This window comes from bacterium (assembly GCA_035307765.1).
GTDB lineage: Bacteria > Sysuimicrobiota > Sysuimicrobiia > Sysuimicrobiales > Segetimicrobiaceae > Segetimicrobium.
Genome location: DATGHU010000026.1, coordinates 172,903 through 190,594, shown reverse-complemented (window position 1 = coordinate 190,594; position 17,692 = coordinate 172,903). Strand labels below are relative to the sequence as shown.

Genomic DNA, 17,692 nt, shown 5'->3' with positions numbered 1-17,692 from the left:
GGACAAACATTAGGCGGCATGCAAGCCGGGTATAAATGTGCTGCCGCAGGGGTTCTCTCTGACGGGTCGGCGCGTCGGTTCTCCGTGTGTCACTCTTCACTTCCCCATACAGGTGACGGCGTGGGAGCCATCAGGGACGACCTCCTCAGGGCCGGGCTCTCGGCGCAGTCAGGAAGGCTATCGGTTCTCCTGCGAAGCGTGTTCGGGAAGGTCCCCCAAACCGTCGTCCGCGAGTCCCTTGTCGCGGCCCCCACGGTAAAGGCGATCGCGTGTAGGGGGAACGCCGTTTCGATGTCACGTTGCTGATCATCCGTGACGCCTCCTTCACATGGTGACGGCGAATCCATCAAGTGAAGGAAGGAGCTTTTCGCACGAAATCAATATGCATCTATCGATAGAAAAGTTAGAATTGAACCTTAGGGGATAGAGGGGTACATGCTCACAGGCACCAGCGTCGCCACCGCCGAGAAGACTCCGCAACAGGTACGAGTGATCCTGGCTATTGACTTGGTGCTGATGCGCCAGGGGATCAGCTGGGTGCTGAACGCTTTTGAGGACATCAAGGTGATCGGCGAGGCCGACAGCGCCGACGAGGCAATTCGGGTGGCCTTGGAACTCAAACCCAACGTCGTGCTGATGGATCAAGAGCTGGGGGAGGAGGATGGTCTCGGGGCTACCAGGATGATCAAGCAGGCGATGCCGCAGATCGAGGTGATCGTGATGACCGACCACCTCGACGATGCGAAGGCGCTTGAGGCCATCGAGGCCGGGGCGACCGGCTACATCCTGAAGGACATCCCCGGTGCCAACCTGGCGACCGCTGTGCGCTCGGTGTGCCACGGTCGCGCCTTCTTCCACCCCGAGATCACCCGCAAGCTGATGGAGCGCCTGGGGCGCTTGGCCCGGGAGCGGCGGGGGGCTCAGCGCTCTGAGACCGGGGGGCTCACCCCGCGCGAACTCGACATCCTGGCGGAGGTCGCCAAGGGTCGGACGGACCAAGAGATCGCCACCCGCTTCGTCGTCGCGGAAGGCACGGTCAAGACGCATATCCGCCACATCCTCCGGAAGCTCCCCGCCCGGAACCGCGCCCAGGCCGTCGCCTATGTCCTGCGGAAGGGCCTGATCAAGTAGCGGCCGGTCGTCGCTCCGCTCCTCCGGAGACATTGGGTCCCTACCGTATCGGCCTCAGGGACCGGAGACACTCAACTCTCTCGCCTCAAAAGTCTATCGTTCGATTTGGCACTCTTCCGCCGCCTGATATATCGACGTCCGCCCCGTGCCGCGGTACAAAGTGATGTAAGGCATTTGATCGTCTGCGGACACTGGGAACAGCGGGGCGGCGGGATCGAGCCGGACACGGCAATAGTCAATGCTCGGGCAGAGGATTGCTCCGCGGCTGGCACGGACCGCGGGGAACGCACCGTCCGCTATAATGGCGGTCAGTATGTAGTGATCGGGCTGTACTTCGCAAGCGGCCACAATGGACAGCGGGAGTTGTGCTACATCTTGCGGCACGCATCGGACCACAGCAATGGCCGGCGCTTTAGCTGACCCTCAGCCGAAGCCATCGGGGATGCCAGGATGGTTGGCCTCCGGTGCGATGCGAGTCTCCCTTCGAAACACGTCCCCCAAGCGCACGGGTTGGGACTTGTCTGGTCGTTTGTTTCCCAGCACGCCTCAAGCGTGGGATCGCATGCTCCGTAGGGGAGTGCCCCGAGGCCCCGGGTGCATCTCCGAGGTGAAGGTATGGGCCGGGGAGGGTCAGGGATGATGAGGTACGGACAGGGTCTTCGGCGGGTGCACATGTCGACCGTGGCGCTACTTGCCGCGTTTGTAATGCTCCTGGCGGGCGTTCCGGCGAATAGCCAGACGCCGGGGACGACGTACGAGCTCGGCCCTGGGGACGTCCTGGATGTGTCCGTCTGGGGGTACACCGACCTCGCCCGCACGGTCACGATCGGGCCCGACAATCGGATTGCCCTCCCCTTGATCGGTTCCGTTTCGACGGTCGGGACCACGGTAGATCGGCTGAGGGCGACCCTGACCACGGCCTACGCCACGTACATCCTGGATCCCCATGTCACGGTCATGATCAAGGATTTCCGGAAGATCCGGGTGTCGATGCTCGGCCAGGTGGCTCACCCGGGGGTGTACGAGTTGCCGGCTGGAGCGCACCTTCTTGACCTGATCGCCGCCGCGGGTGGCCTGACCGACACCGCCTCCACCACGGGGGTGCAGGTCCTGCGTCCCGGGGAGGCACCCACGGCCGTGGACGTCGACCGGGCGCTCGCCGGAGACGTCAGCCTCAACGTGGCGCTCCACAGCGGCGAGACGCTTGTGGTGCCTGAGGATCTCACCAACGTGGTGACGATTGAAGGTCAGGTGGTCCATCCCGGGCGGATCCGCCTCAAGGGCAACATGCGGGTCCTGGACGCCTTGCTGATGGCCGGAGGGCTTACAGACCGCGCCTCGGTGACGCAGGCCCGGCTGGTACGCGCCACCGGCGCCTCCCAGGACCTCCTGCTGGACGATCTCCTCCTCGACCAGAACACCGGGTTCAACGTTCCGCTCAAGGCCGGAGACACGCTCTACATCCCCGAGGAGCTGGACAACAAATTCTACGTGCTCGGCGACGTGCGCGCCCCAGGGGCATTTGTCATCAAGGGGCAGGTCACAATGCTCCAGGCGATCGCGATGGCGGGGGGGCCGCAGCCCGGGCCGGGGACGGCCAAAACTGTCTATATCGTGCGGAGGCGCGGCACCGGACCAAACGTCCTGGCGTCGGTGCCCAACGGCGGAGACCTTGTTGCCGGGCCCCCGGTGACGACCACGACCGCGCTGCCAAACGGGCGCGGCGCGCTCATCTCCGCCGATCTCCAGGCAATGCTGCGCACCGGCGATATCTCACAAGACGTTCCGGTCGAGCCCGGAGACGTTGTGGTGGTCCCGCAAAACAAGGTCAACGGCATCCAGACGATCGTGAGCATCCTGGCTGGCATCGCCAGCATCTTCAAGCCCTTCTAGGGAGGATGTGGAGGCCTCTCCTATGACCAAAAGTTACGAGTTGCGACTACGAGACATCATAGACGTGGTCTACCGGCGCCGGCAGATCGTTCTTCGGGCGCTGCTCATCGGGCTCGGACTGGGGATGGTGGCTGCGTTGGCCGTTCCCCCCGTGTACCAGGCCTCAACGATCATCACGCAGGACAAGGTGCCGCCGGGGGTCGTCCTCAACCAACCGGCGTTTGGCCCCACAGATCCGAACGCGGAGGCTCAAGCGGTCTCTCCTGACCTTTCCACCCTCGCCGAGCTGGTTCGGAGCGACACCGTCATTCAGGGGGCCCAGGCGCGTCTGGCCCCTCCGCTGGGGGCTCAGGCGGCCAGCGAGGTTCTGGCCACGGTGCGCGTGAAGCCGCTTCACCAGACGCAGCTCCTCACGATCAGTGCGGCGAGCCGGAACCCCAAGGCCGCCGCGGATGCCGCCAATGCCGTGGCCGCCAGCCTCATCGACATGGACCTCGGAGCGCGGAGGCTCCGCGCTACCCAGCTGCGGCAGGCCATCGAGCAGCAACTGGCGGTCGCGGCCCCGAAGCTGCGGGCAAGCGAAGAAGCGCTGACAGCCTTCAAGTCGGAGCATGGGGATGTCGCGGTCCAGGATCAAACCGTGCAGAGCGTGAACCGGCTTGGCCAGTTGCAGGCCGAATTGGTGGACGTGCGGACGTTGCGGCAGGAAACCCAGGCGCGGATTGCGGCGAGCCGAGCCCGCCTGGCCTCACAGTCTCAGGTGGCGCCCACCCAGTGGATTCCGAGCCCGCTGATCACCAGCCTCCAGAACCAGCTGGCGACCGAGGAGATCAACCTCTCCGGCATGCGCCGGCAGTTTACCCAAAAGTATCCTGGACTGATTGCCGAGGAAGCGAAGCTTCAGGAGACCAAGCGTCGTCTGGACGCCGAGTTGTCCCGCAGCTTGCAAGTCGATCACTACGGCGTCGACCCGGTCTACCAGCAGCTCGCCCAGCAGCTGAGGCAGGATGAGGTGGTCAGCGCTTCCTACGACGCTCGGGAGGGGGCCCTGACCGCGGCGATTCAGGAGTACGGAAACAAGCTCCGCCAGCTGCCCGCACGGGAGCTTGAGCAGGTGCGCCTCGCCCGCCAGGCCAAGGACGCTGAGACGGTCGACCAGATTCTGTCCGACAAACTCCAGCAGGCGCGGATCGCCGAGGCATCCATCGGCAGTGCGGTGCGCGTGGTCGATCCGGCCAAAGTGCCGCTTCGTCCGGCGAGGTCCCGGTCGATGGACCTGATCTTCGGCGCGTTCCTGGGGCTGATCGTCGGCACTGGAGGCGCTCTCGCCAAGGAGCATTTCGATGATCCGATGAAGTCCGGCGAGGACGCCGCGGCGGTGTTGGGGATGCCGATCCTCGGGTTGATCCCCCGCCTCGATCGGAATTCGCTGCGGCCGCGGGAGGGGCAGGGGGGCGCACCGGCGTTGGCCACCAGCCCGCTGTGGTACCTCTTCCCGCAGTGGCGCCCCACGGCCGCATCGCTCCAGGCCGCGGCGCGTCTACGCACCGCCTTCGCCGAGTCGTTTCGGTATCTGCGCACGAACCTGCTCTACGTCCACAAGGAGCCCTTCCGCACCCTGCTCGTCACGAGCCCGGGGCCATGGGAGGGGCAAGATGTCGTGGCCGCCAATCTCGCGATCGCGTTGGCGCAAATGGGTCGGCGCGTATGGCTGATGGAATGCGACATGCGCAGGCCCGCGCTGGACCAGTGCTGGGCCCTGCGCACGGTCCGGGATGAGGCTGCGAACGGTCTCAGCGACCTCCTCACCGAAGGGCTCTCGGTGCGGCAAGCGGTGGTGCGGACGGGGGTCGAAAATCTCTGGTTCCTGCCCGCCGGGCGGAGGCCCTCGAACCCGGCGGAGCTTCTTGGCAGTGATCGCATGCGGGCGGTGTTGAAGCAGGCCCGCGAGGAAGCGGACGTGCTGGTGCTCCTGGCCCCTCCGGTTCTTCCGGTGAGCGATGCCGCGGTGCTGGCGTCATCCGCGGACGGAGTGCTCCTGGTGGTCAAGATCGGCACGACGCCCCGGGAGGCGGCATACAAGGCGCAGCAGCAGCTGCAGGCCGTCGGTGCTCGCATCCTCGGGGTGGCGGCGACGGCCGTCCCAACCGGAATCGTCGGAAGCTTTGATCGATACTACTCCAGCTACTACGAAGCCGAGCCCGCAGGGCCATGGCATTTTGGGGATACCGCTGTCGGAGCCACACCGGAGCACGTGCCGCCGGCCGCGGCGGTGCAGGAGGGGCTCCCCGGGTGACGTCAGCAGGAAGGCAGAAGAGGAAGACTCATTGGCCTGCGGCGCGGCCGCTCGGGCCGGGCATCACATGGATTCTGGGGTAGCGAGGGCAACGTTGGATGTGTAGGCGATTCGGGCCGAACTACATGACCTTGTTGTACCTGCTGGATCTGGGGTGCGGGGCGCTGGCCCTCTCGATTGCCGTGCGCCTGCGTCTGCTCCCATTTTCGCCGCCGATCGGGTGGTGGGACGCGAAGGCGCCCGTCCTCGTTCGCGTGCTGGTTGTCTCCCTGTTCGGCATCATCCTCCCCATGACCAACCTGTACGATGCGCGGCGGATTTACCGGGTCGTCGACGAGGCCCGGCGAGTGGTTGTGGGGGTGACCACCTCGAGCTTGGTGCTGGCGGGGGCGCTCTACCTGACGTATCGCGAGCTCCCCCGCTTGATCTTCTTGTATTTCGTCGCGGTGGCATTGTTGCTGCTGCTGGGACACCGACTGATCCTCCGGGTTCTCTACCGGACAGCGCGCTGGGCCCCCCAGATGCCGGTGGCTCTGATCGTCGGGGCAGGCCCACTGGGGATCCAGACCATGAGGAGTCTGGCTGAGGCCGGGGCCACCTTTGCCGGGTTCGTGGATGACGATCCCGCCAAGGAAGGGACGCTGGTCGAGGGCCTCGAGGTCGGGGGGATACACGCCATCCCCGAGATCGTGGCCCGGCGCGGCGTGACCGATGTCATCTTGGCGCTCCCACGGCACGAACAGTCCCGTCTGGCGCACCTGCTGGTTTCGCTCTGGAAACTGCCGCTGCGCTTGTACATGATTCCCGATTTCTTTGACCTGGGCTTCGCCCGGACTCGGGTCGAGTATCTGGGCGGATTGACCATGATCGGACTGCGCGAACCGGTGATCGACGGGTTTCAACGCGTGGCCAAGCGGTTGCTTGACGTGGCGCTGGGCTCGCTGATCTTTCTCTGTGCCCTGCCGGTGATGGGGGTTGTTGCGGTCCTCATTCGCTTGGATTCCCCCGGGCCGATCCTGTTCAAACAGCAGCGCGTCGGCGAGAACGGCCGTCTGTTCACCATGTATAAGTTTCGGACGATGGTCGTGGATGCCGAGAAGTCTCAAGACGCGGTGATGGTGTACAGCGAATCGGGCAAGATGATCCACAAGCGGATCGACGATCCGCGGGTGACGCGGGTCGGTCGTCTATTCAGGCGCCTGAGTTTTGATGAGCTCCCGCAACTCATCAACGTCCTGCGTGGGGAGATGAGCTTGGTCGGACCTCGGCCCGAGATGCCGTGGGTCGTCGCCCAGTACGACCCGTGGCAGTATCAGCGGCTGGCGGTTCCTCAGGGGATGACCTCGTGGTACGTGGTGAATGGCCGGAGCGAGGTGCCGATGCACCTGAACACCGAGCAGGATTTGCGTCACCTCCGCTATTATTCGATCTTTGGCGACTTGAAGATTCTCTGGAAATCCATGGGAGCCGTGCTGAAGGGGCGGGGGGCTTTCTAGCTCGAACTGTCCGAGATCCTCCTGCCGAAAAGTGGAGCCTCGGGTCCCTCTGATCGCTGCGGGATTGAGCCATCTCCACCGGATCCCGGCGGGAGGTGGCGGCGGGATCCGTAGCCGGCGCAGGCTTGTTGCCGGAGGTGACGGACGTGGACGTGCGCCCTGACCAGATCGCGTCGCAACGATTCGGGGTGCGGTTCTTTGGCGCCGATCGAAAGGAAGTCCGGCAATCGGTCCTTGACGCGGCCACGGCGCTGGGCAGGCTTCGCGAGCGGCTGACCCTGGAGATGGTCAAACGCGGAGACTTCGAGCGTGCCCTGAGTGTGGCGACCCGCGATACCGAGACGCTACAGCGAGAGCTGGCGGCCGTCCAGACGAAGCTGCGAGCCTATCAGCAACTGGAGTGGCCCTCCCCCGACGATTTAGTGACCACCCAGCGGGTGTTCGAGAATGCCCACACCAGAGCGGAAGAGATCACCGCGGCGGCGGAACGGGCCGCTTGCGAGGTCGTAGGCGCGGCGCGGGCCGCCGCGGCCGACATCATCGGCAGCGCCCGCGTGCTTGCCCAACAAGTGCTGCGCGCTGCGGAGCGGGTGGCGAGCCTAGAGCTGAGGCGGTCGGGGGATGAGACCGCCCAGATCTTGGCGTGGACCGAGCATCGGGTCGCCCTCCTCGAGCGGGAGACCGTGCGACAAACCGCCGCGTTCGTCGAACGGCTCTCCACCTCTGTCTCGCGCCTCGAGGCGCTCTCAGACGGCTTGGACGCTTCACCCGAGGAGGCGATCGGCGTCCAAACCGAAGCGGACCATGAGGACATTGCGGACGTGACCCCTCTGGCGCACTACCTCAGCGATCTGCGTTTCGTCGACTCTCCGGCGGTCGCGGAGGGGAGCGAGACCTCCCCCACCCGATGAACGGACGCCGACCAGAGCAGGGGGCCGCGCGATCGTGCTACCACGGAATAGCCCCTCGTTATGTCCACCGGAAATGCGCACACCTGCACGGGGCCTCGTAAACCGACGCCAACCGGAGGACCAAAAGGACTCCCTCGGCTGCCTCGGTCCCGGATGAAAAGTCTATCTTTCGAATCGCGGCTATTTCCCAGGGATATATCGACGGCCCCCTATCTGGGCAGTACAAAGAGGGTTAGGGCAGATGGGAGCGTACATGACCGCTCCGCCCTGCGCGTGCAGCCGTCGTGAGAGGACAACCGATGCGAAAGTGGCTTAGGCGGCTGTTCGTCGAGCTGGGCCGGCGGGTAGTGGTCCCCCGAGTATCCTCCAGGGTGGTGGTCCTCTGCTACCATTCCATCCACCCCACCGGATCGTTTCGCTCAGCGACGCCGGCTCTGTTTTCGCAGCACCTGAGTTGGCTGAAACAGCACTGTACGATTGTGCATCTTCAAGCCGCCGTTCGGGCCGCGTCGCTATCCCCTGCGGGGCAGCCGGTCGTCGCCATTACCTTTGACGATGGCTTCGCCGACAACTACGAATACGCGTTCCCCCTGCTCCGGGAGCACGGGGTCCCCGCGACGTTCTTCCTCACGGTTGGGCTGCTGGAGAGGAATCCGGTCGTCCTGGAAAGACTCCGCACGTTGTGGGGTGCGCACGCGAGCGAACTCCGCCCGCTTGAGTGGCCGGCGGTGCGGGAAATGCAGCGGGCGGGGATGGAGGTGGGAGCGCACACCTACAGCCATCCCAACCTGGCGCGTCTGGATCGACGCACGGCGGAACTGGAGGTGCGGCGACCCAAGGACATCATGGAACACCGGCTGGGCGTGCCCGTCCGTCTTATGGCGTATCCCTTCGGCAAACCCCACTGCGATTTCACAAGGGAAACGGTCGATGTGGTGTCGGGCGCCGGGTATGAATATGCGGCCGCGGTGACGTGGCGGGGGATTCGGGCGTCGGACTCGCCCTTCAGGATCCCCCGGTTCACCTGCAGCGGGGACAGCGTCTGCACCCTTCGAGATCAGGTGTCCGGGGCATGGGATCTCCTGGGCGCCTGGCAGGAGTGGGCGCCGCGGGGGGTGCGCTGGTCGGCCAAAGGCCCGCCGGCGTGGTGGGCGGATGTCGTCCACGAACTTGGCGCAGGCGGTGCGATCGGCCGTGACGTGCCGCACGGGTCCAATTTGGAGGCGAGCCGTCTGGACGGGGAGAGAGAGGGTAGGGGGCAAGCGCCCGAGGGTCCTGCCGTCGGCCTACGTCTGTGAACCAAGCCGGGGGTAGGAGTCGACCGCGGGATCGCACCAGGTCCGGGGTGGTGAGATGCAGGCGCTGGGTGCGAGTCAGAGATCGCATCCGGGTCCTGCGCGGCCGGCGGAACACTCCGGTGCAGCCCCGCGTGCCACATCGCCAGCGCCGGGAGGTAGAGGCGTGATCTCGACATTGGGTGTCCGGGGGCCGAGGCGGCCGGCCGCACCCGTTGCGTTGAGCGGGGTAGGTCTGTTCGTCGCCTGTGGTGGGATTGTCCTGGCGCTCGCCTGGCTGGCTCCCCAGTTCCTGATGCCGACGTTGGCCGTGATCGGGGGCGCGAGCGTGCTCTGGCTAGTCTGGGCCGGGGTGCCGATGCTGAGCGCGCTCCTTCCTCGGCTGCGGTGGTGGCACGTGCTTTGGACCGCCCTCTTTTTGAGTGACTTCACGTTCCGCATTCGCAGCGCGGAGGCGTCGGTCGAGAATCCCCTCGATCCTTGGGCGGTCTACAGGGTGGCGCTGGTGGGGATCGTCGCCGTGACGCTCCTGCTCCGCCTGTCCATGAAGGCGACCAATCCGCTCGCCGTCCTGTCCAAGGGAGCCGTAGGGTGGCTGATGGTCTATGGGCTCGTCAACCTGGCGTCCGTCGCGTGGTCGGTCTACCCGGCGTGGACCGCGTACAAGTCCCTGGAGTTCTTGACCGATCTCGCACTGCTGGCGGCGATTGTGGCCACCCTACGGAGCCTGCGCGGGTACAAGACGATCTTCGACTGGACGTGGGCCCTGTACGGGGGCCTCCTGCTCGTGGTGTGGGCAGGCGTGTTCGTGTGGCCGAGTGTGGCATTGGAACCCACGCGCGGCCTGCTGGGAATATCGATCTCCGGGGTGGTGCCGCTGATCCCCCCCAACACCGTCGGGCGGATGGGGGCGGTTTTGGGGATCGTCGCCATGATACGCCTCGCGCGCCCGACGGCGCACCGGGGATTCTACGCGGTGGCCTTCCTGCTGAGTCTCGCCAGCCTGATCTTTGCACAGAGCCGGGGACCGCTTGCCGGGTTCCTGCTCGCATTGGTCGTCATCCTCATCGCCATGCGCCGGTGGCGCGTCTCCATGGCCATCGCGGCGGCCGCGCTGATCGTGCTCTTGACCCCGGGGCTACGCGACGCGGCACAGCAATTCGTCCTCCGGGGGCAGGACGCCGAATTGTTCCAATCGCTCTCGGGGCGGACGACGTGGTGGAATTACGCCTGGGACCGCTTCCAGGAGCATCCGTTGGTGGGGTTCGGCGGGTTCGCCGGGCCCCGGTTTACCGTGCTGGCGAACATCGGCGAATCGGAGACCTCCACGCTCCACAACACGTGGCTGGAGGTCCTCCTCAGTACCGGCGCGCTGGGGCTCGCGCTTCTTCTGGCTGCGTTGGTGAGCGTGTGTACGGCTTTGTGGCGCTTCCGAGCCCTCGCGCTCCACGAGGCAGAAACGGGTGGGCTCTGGCTCGAGGCCGTCGGGGTCCTGATCGTGCTGCTGGTGACCTCAACGTTCAGCACCGAACTCATCTGGCACCCGGCGCTGTTCTTTCTGGCCATCGTCGGCTACGCGCAGCAACTGCGCGGGTGATCGGGGGATGCGGTCGGTGACGATCCTGCTTGGTCCAGAACCGGCTCGAACGGCCGGGGGCCGGGGAAGTTGGGCCGAGTGAGGCGACTGCGCCCGAGCTCCTTGGCGTGCAACGCGGCCTCCTCTCAGCGGGCGCTTGGCGTCCCGCCGCTCTGTGCCAGCGCGCTCCTCGTGCTCGCGGCCCTGGTGGCGTCCGCTCCGCAGCTCGCGGCACGGCAGTCTTCCGTGAATCCGGTCGGGGTGACGCTCCACGTCGCCAATCGGCAGACCGGGGCTTCGGACACCAATCCCGGCACCGAGCGCTTGCCTCTGAGGACGGTCGGCAGGGCGGCCGCGCTCGCCGCGGCCTACAACGCCAACGGCGTGGCGACGACCGTGGTGATCCATCCGGGGATCTACCGCGAAGCCGTGGCGTTCCGCGCGGAGACTGCGGCGCCGGTCACCTTCCAGGCGGCGGAGAACGGCACGGTGATCCTTTCGGGCTCGGACGTTTGGACCGGCTGGCAGCCCTGGCGGGGGGGAGTGTATCGACACGCTTGGCCGTATCGGTGGGGCGTGGTGGCCGTCCCCGCGAACTGGCCGGCGATCGCAGAAATTGCCCGCCGACGCGAGATGATCTTCGTCAACGGGCGACTGCTGACCCAAGTCCTTTCGCCGGGCGCGGTGACCGAGGCCACGTTCTACGTCGATGAGCGGGCGGGATGGGTCTACATATGGCCCGCGGCGGGGACCGATATGGCGAAATCGATGGTGGAGGTGGCCATCCGGCCCAATATTTTCAAGGCCTCCCACACAAACATCACCATTCGGGGGTTGACGTTTCAGCACGCGGCGACGTTCCTCGATGATAACGCGGTTGACGTTTCCGGCGGGGGGAGTGCCCTCATCGAGGATACCCAGTACCTCTGGAACAACTGGGGCGGGCTCGATATCCAAGATTCGACGAACGCGGTCGTCCGGCGAGGCGTCGCGAACTACAACGGCGGGCGGGGGATGTCCGATTGGGAGAATAAGAACATCCTCTTCGAAGATAACGAGACGTCCTTTAACAACTGGCGGGGGGCGTGGGGCGGGTTCGTCGACTGGGCGATGGGCGGCATCAAGAATATGCGCGTGCACGGTGGCATCTGGCGTCGGCACAAGTCTTTTGCCAATCGATCCTACGGGTTGTGGTTCGACTGGGACAACCGGGATGTCGTGGTCGAGGATAGCGTCCTCTGTGACAACGAACTGTCGGGGTTGTTCCTCGAGGCGAGCGAAGGGCCGATCGCCGTCGTCCGATCAACGTTCTGCAACAACGCGCACGCCGGTGTGTCCGGGAACGGGACGGAGCGAGTCACCCTCCAGGATAACGTCTTCTACCACAATGGAGTCTCGCAGATCGAGTTGGGGGGCAGTCAGGTGCGTCGCGGGGTGGACGATTGGGAGACAAAACAAGCCCGAGATCTTCGCGACCAGCACTGGGCCCTCTGCGGGAACGTTGTCGTCGGCCGGACTGCCGACGCCCAGGAGCCGGGCTGGGCCCTGACGGTCCCGGACTGGCCGTGGTTTCTCTCGACGTTGAAATCCTCCGGGAACACCTGGTGGAATGCGAAGCGCTCCGCCATCTTCCGCTTCGCCGGGTGGCGGGAGCTGGACCTCACCGCATGGCAGCGCCTTACCCGACAGGACGCGGACTCGATCCTTGCCGACCCGAAGCTCCCGGGCTCGGATCGGGGGAGCCTCGCGCTGGCGGCGGGGAGCCTGCGGAGAGCGTGCTGATCCGATGGGGACCGGGACGCCGCCGCCCGGGTCGCGACCCGGAGCCGACAGCCCCCCTCTGCGGGATGTAGCGCATTTTCAGCGCGCGGCGACCCTATGCGAGTCTTGATCCTCCACAATCACTATCAACACGCGGGCGGCGAAGACGTCGCGGTGGCCGGCGAGCGCGACCTGCTCGCCTCCCACGGCGAGGACGTCAAGGTGCACGCGGTCTCGAACGACACGCTGCGCACCGCGTGGGCCAGGACCGCGGCGGCGTGGCGCGCGCCCTATTCCAGCGCGTCGCGACGGGAGGTTGCCGCGGAGATTCTCCGGTTTCGGCCGGACATCGTCCATATCCATAATTTCTTTCCCCTGCTCACCCCTTCCGTCTACGATGCCGGTCGAGCCGCTCGGATCCCGGTCGTGCAGACCCTGCACAATTACCGGCTGCTCTGCTTGAACGCGGAGTTCTTTCGCCACGGCCACCCCTGCGAGGACTGCCTGACGAAGATGGTCCCGTGGCCGGGGGTGCTGCACGCGTGCTATCGCCGGAGCCGCGGCGCGAGTGCGGCGGTGGCGGCCATGTTGACGCTGAACCGGCTCCGCCGCACCTGGAGCGACAAAGTCGACCTGTACATCGCGTTGACCGAGTTTGCCCGGAACAAGTTCATTCAGGGGGGCCTTCCCGCCCGGAAGATCGTGATCAAGCCCAATTTCGTCCGCGTCGACCCGGGGCCCGGAACGGGGGGAGGCCGCTACGCGCTGTTCGTGGGCCGGCTCGTGGCCGGAAAAGGATTGACGACGCTCCTGGCAGCCGTGGCGCACTTGAAAGACCAGATCCCCTTCAAGATCGTGGGGGAGGGCCCGCTCGCCGGCGCTGCCGGGAGCGCCGGCGGCGCGGGTGGCAGCGTGGAGTGGCTGGGAGCGTGTTCTCATGAGCGCGTGCTGGCATTGATGAAGGAGGCATGGGTTCTCCTCTTTCCCTCCCTCTACTACGAGAACTTCCCCATGGTCATCGCGGAAGCGTACGCCGCGGGGTTGCCGATCATTGCGAGCAACGTGGGCAGCATGTCGCGGTTGATCGACCATGGACGCACCGGGCTGCACGTCCGCCCAAACGATCCCTCGGATCTCGCGGCCAAACTGCAGTGGCTCTGGACGCATCCCCAGGATCGCGCCCGGCTGAGCCGGAACGCGAGGGCCGAGTTCGAGCAAAAATACACGGCGGAACGCAACTACCAGGCGCTGATGGAGATCTACGCGTTGGCGAGGAAGCAATCGTCAGTTGCGTGTTCGGGATCGATGCAACGCGCGGACGTGGTGGGGTCCTCATGAGGCTCGTAGGGGGAGAGGGGCGGCGACACGCGCGGTTCCCCCGCCCCACATCTCAAGCCGTACGCGGGATGCGGTGCACGCCGCCGGCGTGTCCGGTTGATGGGAAGGGGAAGCACGGTGCAGCGGGATCTCGTCGCTGAGCGTGTGAACGTCCTGGGCGTCGGCGTCAACGCCATCACCATGGATCACGCCCTCGCCGCGGTTGAGCGGTGGATTGCGAGGCGTGAAGCGCATTATGTCTGCGTCACCAACATCCACGGGGTGATCGAAAGCCAGCGCGACCGGGATCTTCGGCGGATCCACAACGCTGCGGGACTGGTCACCCCGGACGGGATGCCGCTGGTGTGGCTCAGCCGCCTCCGAGGCCGGCGGCACGTGGAACGCGTCTACGGCCCGGACCTCATGCTCGCGCTGTGTGAACGTTCAGCGGAAATGGGCTATCGTCACTTCTTCTATGGGGGAGCGAGGCACGTGCCCGATCGGTTGGCGGCGAATCTCCAGCGGCGCTTCCCGGGGCTGCGGGTGGCGGGGACGTACGCGCCGCCCTTTCGCCCGCTGACGGATGCGGAAGACGAAGGCATCGTGGAACTGATCAACCGGGCCGGACCGGACATCGTCTGGGTCGGGTTGAGCACTCCGAAACAAGAGCGGTGGATGGCGACGCATGTGGGGAGGGTGGACGCGCCCGTGTTGATCGGGGTGGGAGCGGCCTTCGACTTTCACGCCGGCGTGAAGGCGCAAGCCCCCCGTTGGATGCAGCGGAGCGGATCGGAGTGGCTCTTTCGCCTGGCCACAGAGCCACGACGGTTATGGCGCCGCTATGCCACGACGATTCCGTCGTTCTTGTGGCTGTGCCTCCTGCAGACCCTTGGGATCAGAGAGTTCCGCCTCGAGGAGACGGTCCCGCGGTCGGCCGCCGGCGGGGCGCCGGATCTTGAGGCCCCCCGAGGGGATGCGGCGGTCGAATTCGAGACCACGACGGATCCTCGGTCTCTGTGATGATGTGGCAGACCACCGAATCGTCCATCGTGCCGCTGAGGCGCGGGCAAGGAGCGTGTTGGCGGCAGCCGATCGCCCCATGTTGGTCGTCCGTCCATGGAAAAGGGACGCGGGGGGATGGCGGTTTCCTCTCCGGCGATCCGGCGGGCCAGGGGGCACGGGTTTCCTGGGGGGCGCATCCTATGCGGATCGCGAGTTCCCCTCGGCCGGAGGGGGCGTCCCGGCCAGCGGCGCTTGGAGGAGAGTTTGCCTCTCGTGGAAAGCGCCGCGAAGGCGCTCGCGTGAAGGAGGGTTCTTCGCACCGTGAAGAGTAGCATCAGGGAAGCCGAGGCCGAGAGGAGTGCGACAACGACGCTGAGGGCCTTCGCCGGACTCCTCGACGACCGTCTCCTCTACTGCGTCCTCCACGGTTGGGCGTCACCGCCTCAGTCTCGTCCTTCCGACCTCGATATCGCCGTCGCCCCCGCGGACCTTGGAAAGCTTGAGGGCACGCTGGCGAACACCCCAAATGTGAGAGTCGTACAACTGCTTCGACACGAGGCCTCCTGCCATTATTTTGTCCTCGCGACTCACCAGGCGGGCACGCTGCGTTTCGGTGCCTTGGACGTCGCCACCGACTATCGAGTGGACGGTCGCATTTTCTTCACCGCCGAGGATCTCTTGCGGCATCGCCGGAAGGTCAACGACACGTGGGTGACCGCCCCCGAGGTCGAGTTCGCGTATCTGCTGGTAAAAAAGATCTCCAAGGGCACGCTGCCGGAGCATCAGCGGGCGCGAGTGCAGAGATTGTCCGAAGGGCTGGGAGGCGAAGCCCACCGCATCGTCCGCCGATTGCTTGGGGCACGCTGCGGGAATCAAGTCATCGACTGGCTGGCTCGGGCGGACTGGGGAGCCTTGGAGGCACGGCTCGCTCATCTGAAGCGCGCGCTCCGCGCCGAGACTTTGAAGCGGGACCCGTTCAATGCGATTCGCTACTGGGGTGCTGAAATCCGTCGCCGGTGGCGGCGATGGTGCCGCCCCACCGGGTTGTGCGTTGCGGTGTTGGGTCCGGACGGCGCCGGGAAGAGCACGCTGATCGCGCACCTTGAACAGAATTTGGCGGAGGCGTTTCGACGGGTCTCCGTCTATCACTTCCGCGTGCGCCCGGGGCATCGATCGGCCAATCCGGTGACCGACCCTCACCGGAACGCCCCGCATCCCGCGTGGCTTTCGCTGCTCAAAGTCTCCTACTACGCGCTGCTCGACCTGATCGGGTACGTCTTCATCGTACGGCCGCGCCTCGTTCGATCAACCTTGGTCCTCTTTGACCGTTACTATGACGACCTGCTGGTCGATCCCCGCCGCTACCGCTATGGGGGGCCGATGCGGGTGGCCCGGTATGCCCGGTCGTTCGTCCACCGGCCGGATCTCTACTTTGTGCTTGACGTGCCCGAGGCGCAACTGATCGCCCGCAAGCAAGAGGTGTCGCGAGAGGAATTGGGGCGCCAACGTGAAGCCTACCGGCGGCTCGCCACCGACTACCCCAACGCCGTCCTGTTGGACGGGTCGCTCCCCCCCGGCGACATCGCGCGAAGCGCCAGCGACGTCATCGTCGACTGCCTGCACGAACGGTACGTGAATCGCCATCGCCGCCGGTTCGGCGGTGGCAACGTCGAACACACCCTCCACTGGTTGACGTCGGTCCTCTGCTCTTCCCCCGAAGAGGCATACTTCGATCTGCGTCGCCGGCCACGCGATCGTCGTGCCTCGCGCTGGTCGACCGTGAAGACGTTCGGGAGGTTGTTGTTGGGCGATGGGCGCGGGTACTTGATTCCGCTGGACGCCGGTCGAGCTGGACTGCGGGCGTTGGACCTCTACAATGCCCAGAGCCTGAAGGCGGGTTTCGCCAAAGGGCTGTTTGCCGCGGGCCTGAGATCGGGCGTGGGAAGGCGAATGATCCCGCCGGTCCACTTGATCGCCCGCCGAGGATCGACGGCGTCCGAGGGTGGCAATGGGTTCATCCTCGAGTATCTCGCACAGATTCTCGGTCGCCGGGACTTGAGTGTGGGAATCTCCGTCGGCACGCCTGGCCCTCACCGCAAGCCTGTCCTGCTCGTGCTGGGCGGCGACGGGCAATCGCTGGCGTATGTCAAAGTCGGCTCAAGCCATGTGTCGAACCTCCTCGTGCAGTGCGAAGCGGAAACGCTGCAGTTCCTGACCACCCACCCATGTCATTCGTTCTCCGCGCCAGCCGTGCTCCACGCGGGCTGGTGGAACGGTCGGTTTTTGGTCATTCAGTCCGCCCCGACGGGGGAGATGCGGGCGCCCGCCGGAAGCCGGAGCCCTCGGTATCTGGACGTCCCCAAGGACCTGGCTGCCTTGCACACGCGATGGATGACACTCAAGGAGAGCGGTTTCTGGGAGGACGTGCTCCTGCGGATTCACGAGGTTTCGAATCAGTACTATCGTGAGACGCTGGAGCGGGGAGTGCGAAGGGCGGAGGAACGGCTGGCGTCTGACCCGCTTCCCTTCCACCTCAGCCATGGCGATTTTGTCCCCTGGAACACACGATACGACGGGCGGAAGCTCTTCGTCTTTGATTGGGAGTACTCGAGAGAGGCCGGGCTTCCCGCCGAAGACGTGTTTCACTTTCATTTCCAGGAGTTGCGGTGCCTGGCGCGGTGGGATCCCGCGGAAATCTACGGCGCGTTCTTAACGGACAAATCGCTTCGCGGACGGGTTGAGATGCATCTGGCGGGACTCGGGGGGGCCGGAATCCCCCCGGAGCTCCTCTTCTTTCTGTACCGGCTGGATCAACTTGCCACGGAAGCGGTCGAGGCGCAGGCGGACGTCGCGTTGCTGCGGGAATTTGCGGTGTTCCGAAAGTTTGTCGATGCGGTCTGACTTGGAAATGTGCCCCACGCCCGCGAAGGCCCCGATGTGGACCTCCAGCCGAGCGCCCTCACGTGGGGGCGGAGGCCCCGGGGGTCGGGCGGCGAGGGAAGCCGGGCGTTGCG

General features: G+C 65.7%; 11 protein-coding genes. All 11 read left to right on the top strand.

Annotated features, from left to right (window positions below; all coding sequences use genetic code 11):
* Positions 1–435: 435 nt before the first annotated feature.
* Positions 436–1,131 (top strand): response regulator transcription factor, encoded by a 696-nt coding sequence (locus tag VKV57_08845; protein ID HLW60017.1) that lies wholly within the window; start codon positions 436–438, stop codon positions 1,129–1,131.
* Between the two features lie 636 nt (positions 1,132–1,767).
* Positions 1,768–3,024 carry an SLBB domain-containing protein gene (locus tag VKV57_08840; protein HLW60016.1) on the top strand — a complete coding sequence of 419 codons (1,257 nt, stop codon included), beginning with the start codon at positions 1,768–1,770 and terminating at the stop codon, positions 3,022–3,024.
* 22 nt (positions 3,025–3,046) lie between these two features.
* Positions 3,047–5,320: a polysaccharide biosynthesis tyrosine autokinase gene (locus VKV57_08835; protein ID HLW60015.1), complete on the top strand. Its 2,274-nt coding sequence runs from the start codon at positions 3,047–3,049 to the stop codon at positions 5,318–5,320.
* Positions 5,321–5,418: 98 nt separating this feature from the next.
* Positions 5,419–6,816 (top strand): sugar transferase, encoded by a 1,398-nt coding sequence (locus tag VKV57_08830; protein HLW60014.1) that lies wholly within the window; start codon positions 5,419–5,421, stop codon positions 6,814–6,816.
* A gap of 146 nt (positions 6,817–6,962) precedes the next feature.
* On the top strand, positions 6,963–7,727 hold the full coding sequence (locus VKV57_08825; protein ID HLW60013.1) for a hypothetical protein: 765 nt from the start codon (positions 6,963–6,965) through the stop codon (positions 7,725–7,727).
* A gap of 299 nt (positions 7,728–8,026) precedes the next feature.
* A complete protein-coding gene (locus VKV57_08820; GenBank protein HLW60012.1) occupies positions 8,027–9,025 on the top strand; it encodes a polysaccharide deacetylase family protein in 999 nt (332 codons plus the stop codon).
* A 163-nt stretch (positions 9,026–9,188) separates the two neighbouring features.
* Positions 9,189–10,619 carry an O-antigen ligase family protein gene (locus VKV57_08815; protein ID HLW60011.1) on the top strand — a complete coding sequence of 477 codons (1,431 nt, stop codon included), beginning with the start codon at positions 9,189–9,191 and terminating at the stop codon, positions 10,617–10,619.
* 78 nt (positions 10,620–10,697) lie between these two features.
* Positions 10,698–12,380, top strand: a complete 1,683-nt coding sequence (locus VKV57_08810) for a right-handed parallel beta-helix repeat-containing protein (GenBank protein ID HLW60010.1) — start codon at positions 10,698–10,700, stop codon at positions 12,378–12,380.
* A 96-nt stretch (positions 12,381–12,476) separates the two neighbouring features.
* A complete protein-coding gene (locus VKV57_08805) occupies positions 12,477–13,697 on the top strand; it encodes a glycosyltransferase family 4 protein (GenBank protein HLW60009.1) in 1,221 nt (406 codons plus the stop codon).
* 180 nt (positions 13,698–13,877) lie between these two features.
* Positions 13,878–14,696 (top strand): WecB/TagA/CpsF family glycosyltransferase, encoded by an 819-nt coding sequence (locus VKV57_08800; GenBank protein ID HLW60008.1) that lies wholly within the window; start codon positions 13,878–13,880, stop codon positions 14,694–14,696.
* Between the two features lie 303 nt (positions 14,697–14,999).
* Positions 15,000–17,579, top strand: coding sequence for a hypothetical protein (locus VKV57_08795; protein HLW60007.1), 2,580 nt, complete (start codon positions 15,000–15,002; stop codon positions 17,577–17,579).
* The last annotated feature ends 113 nt before the right edge of the window (positions 17,580–17,692 follow it).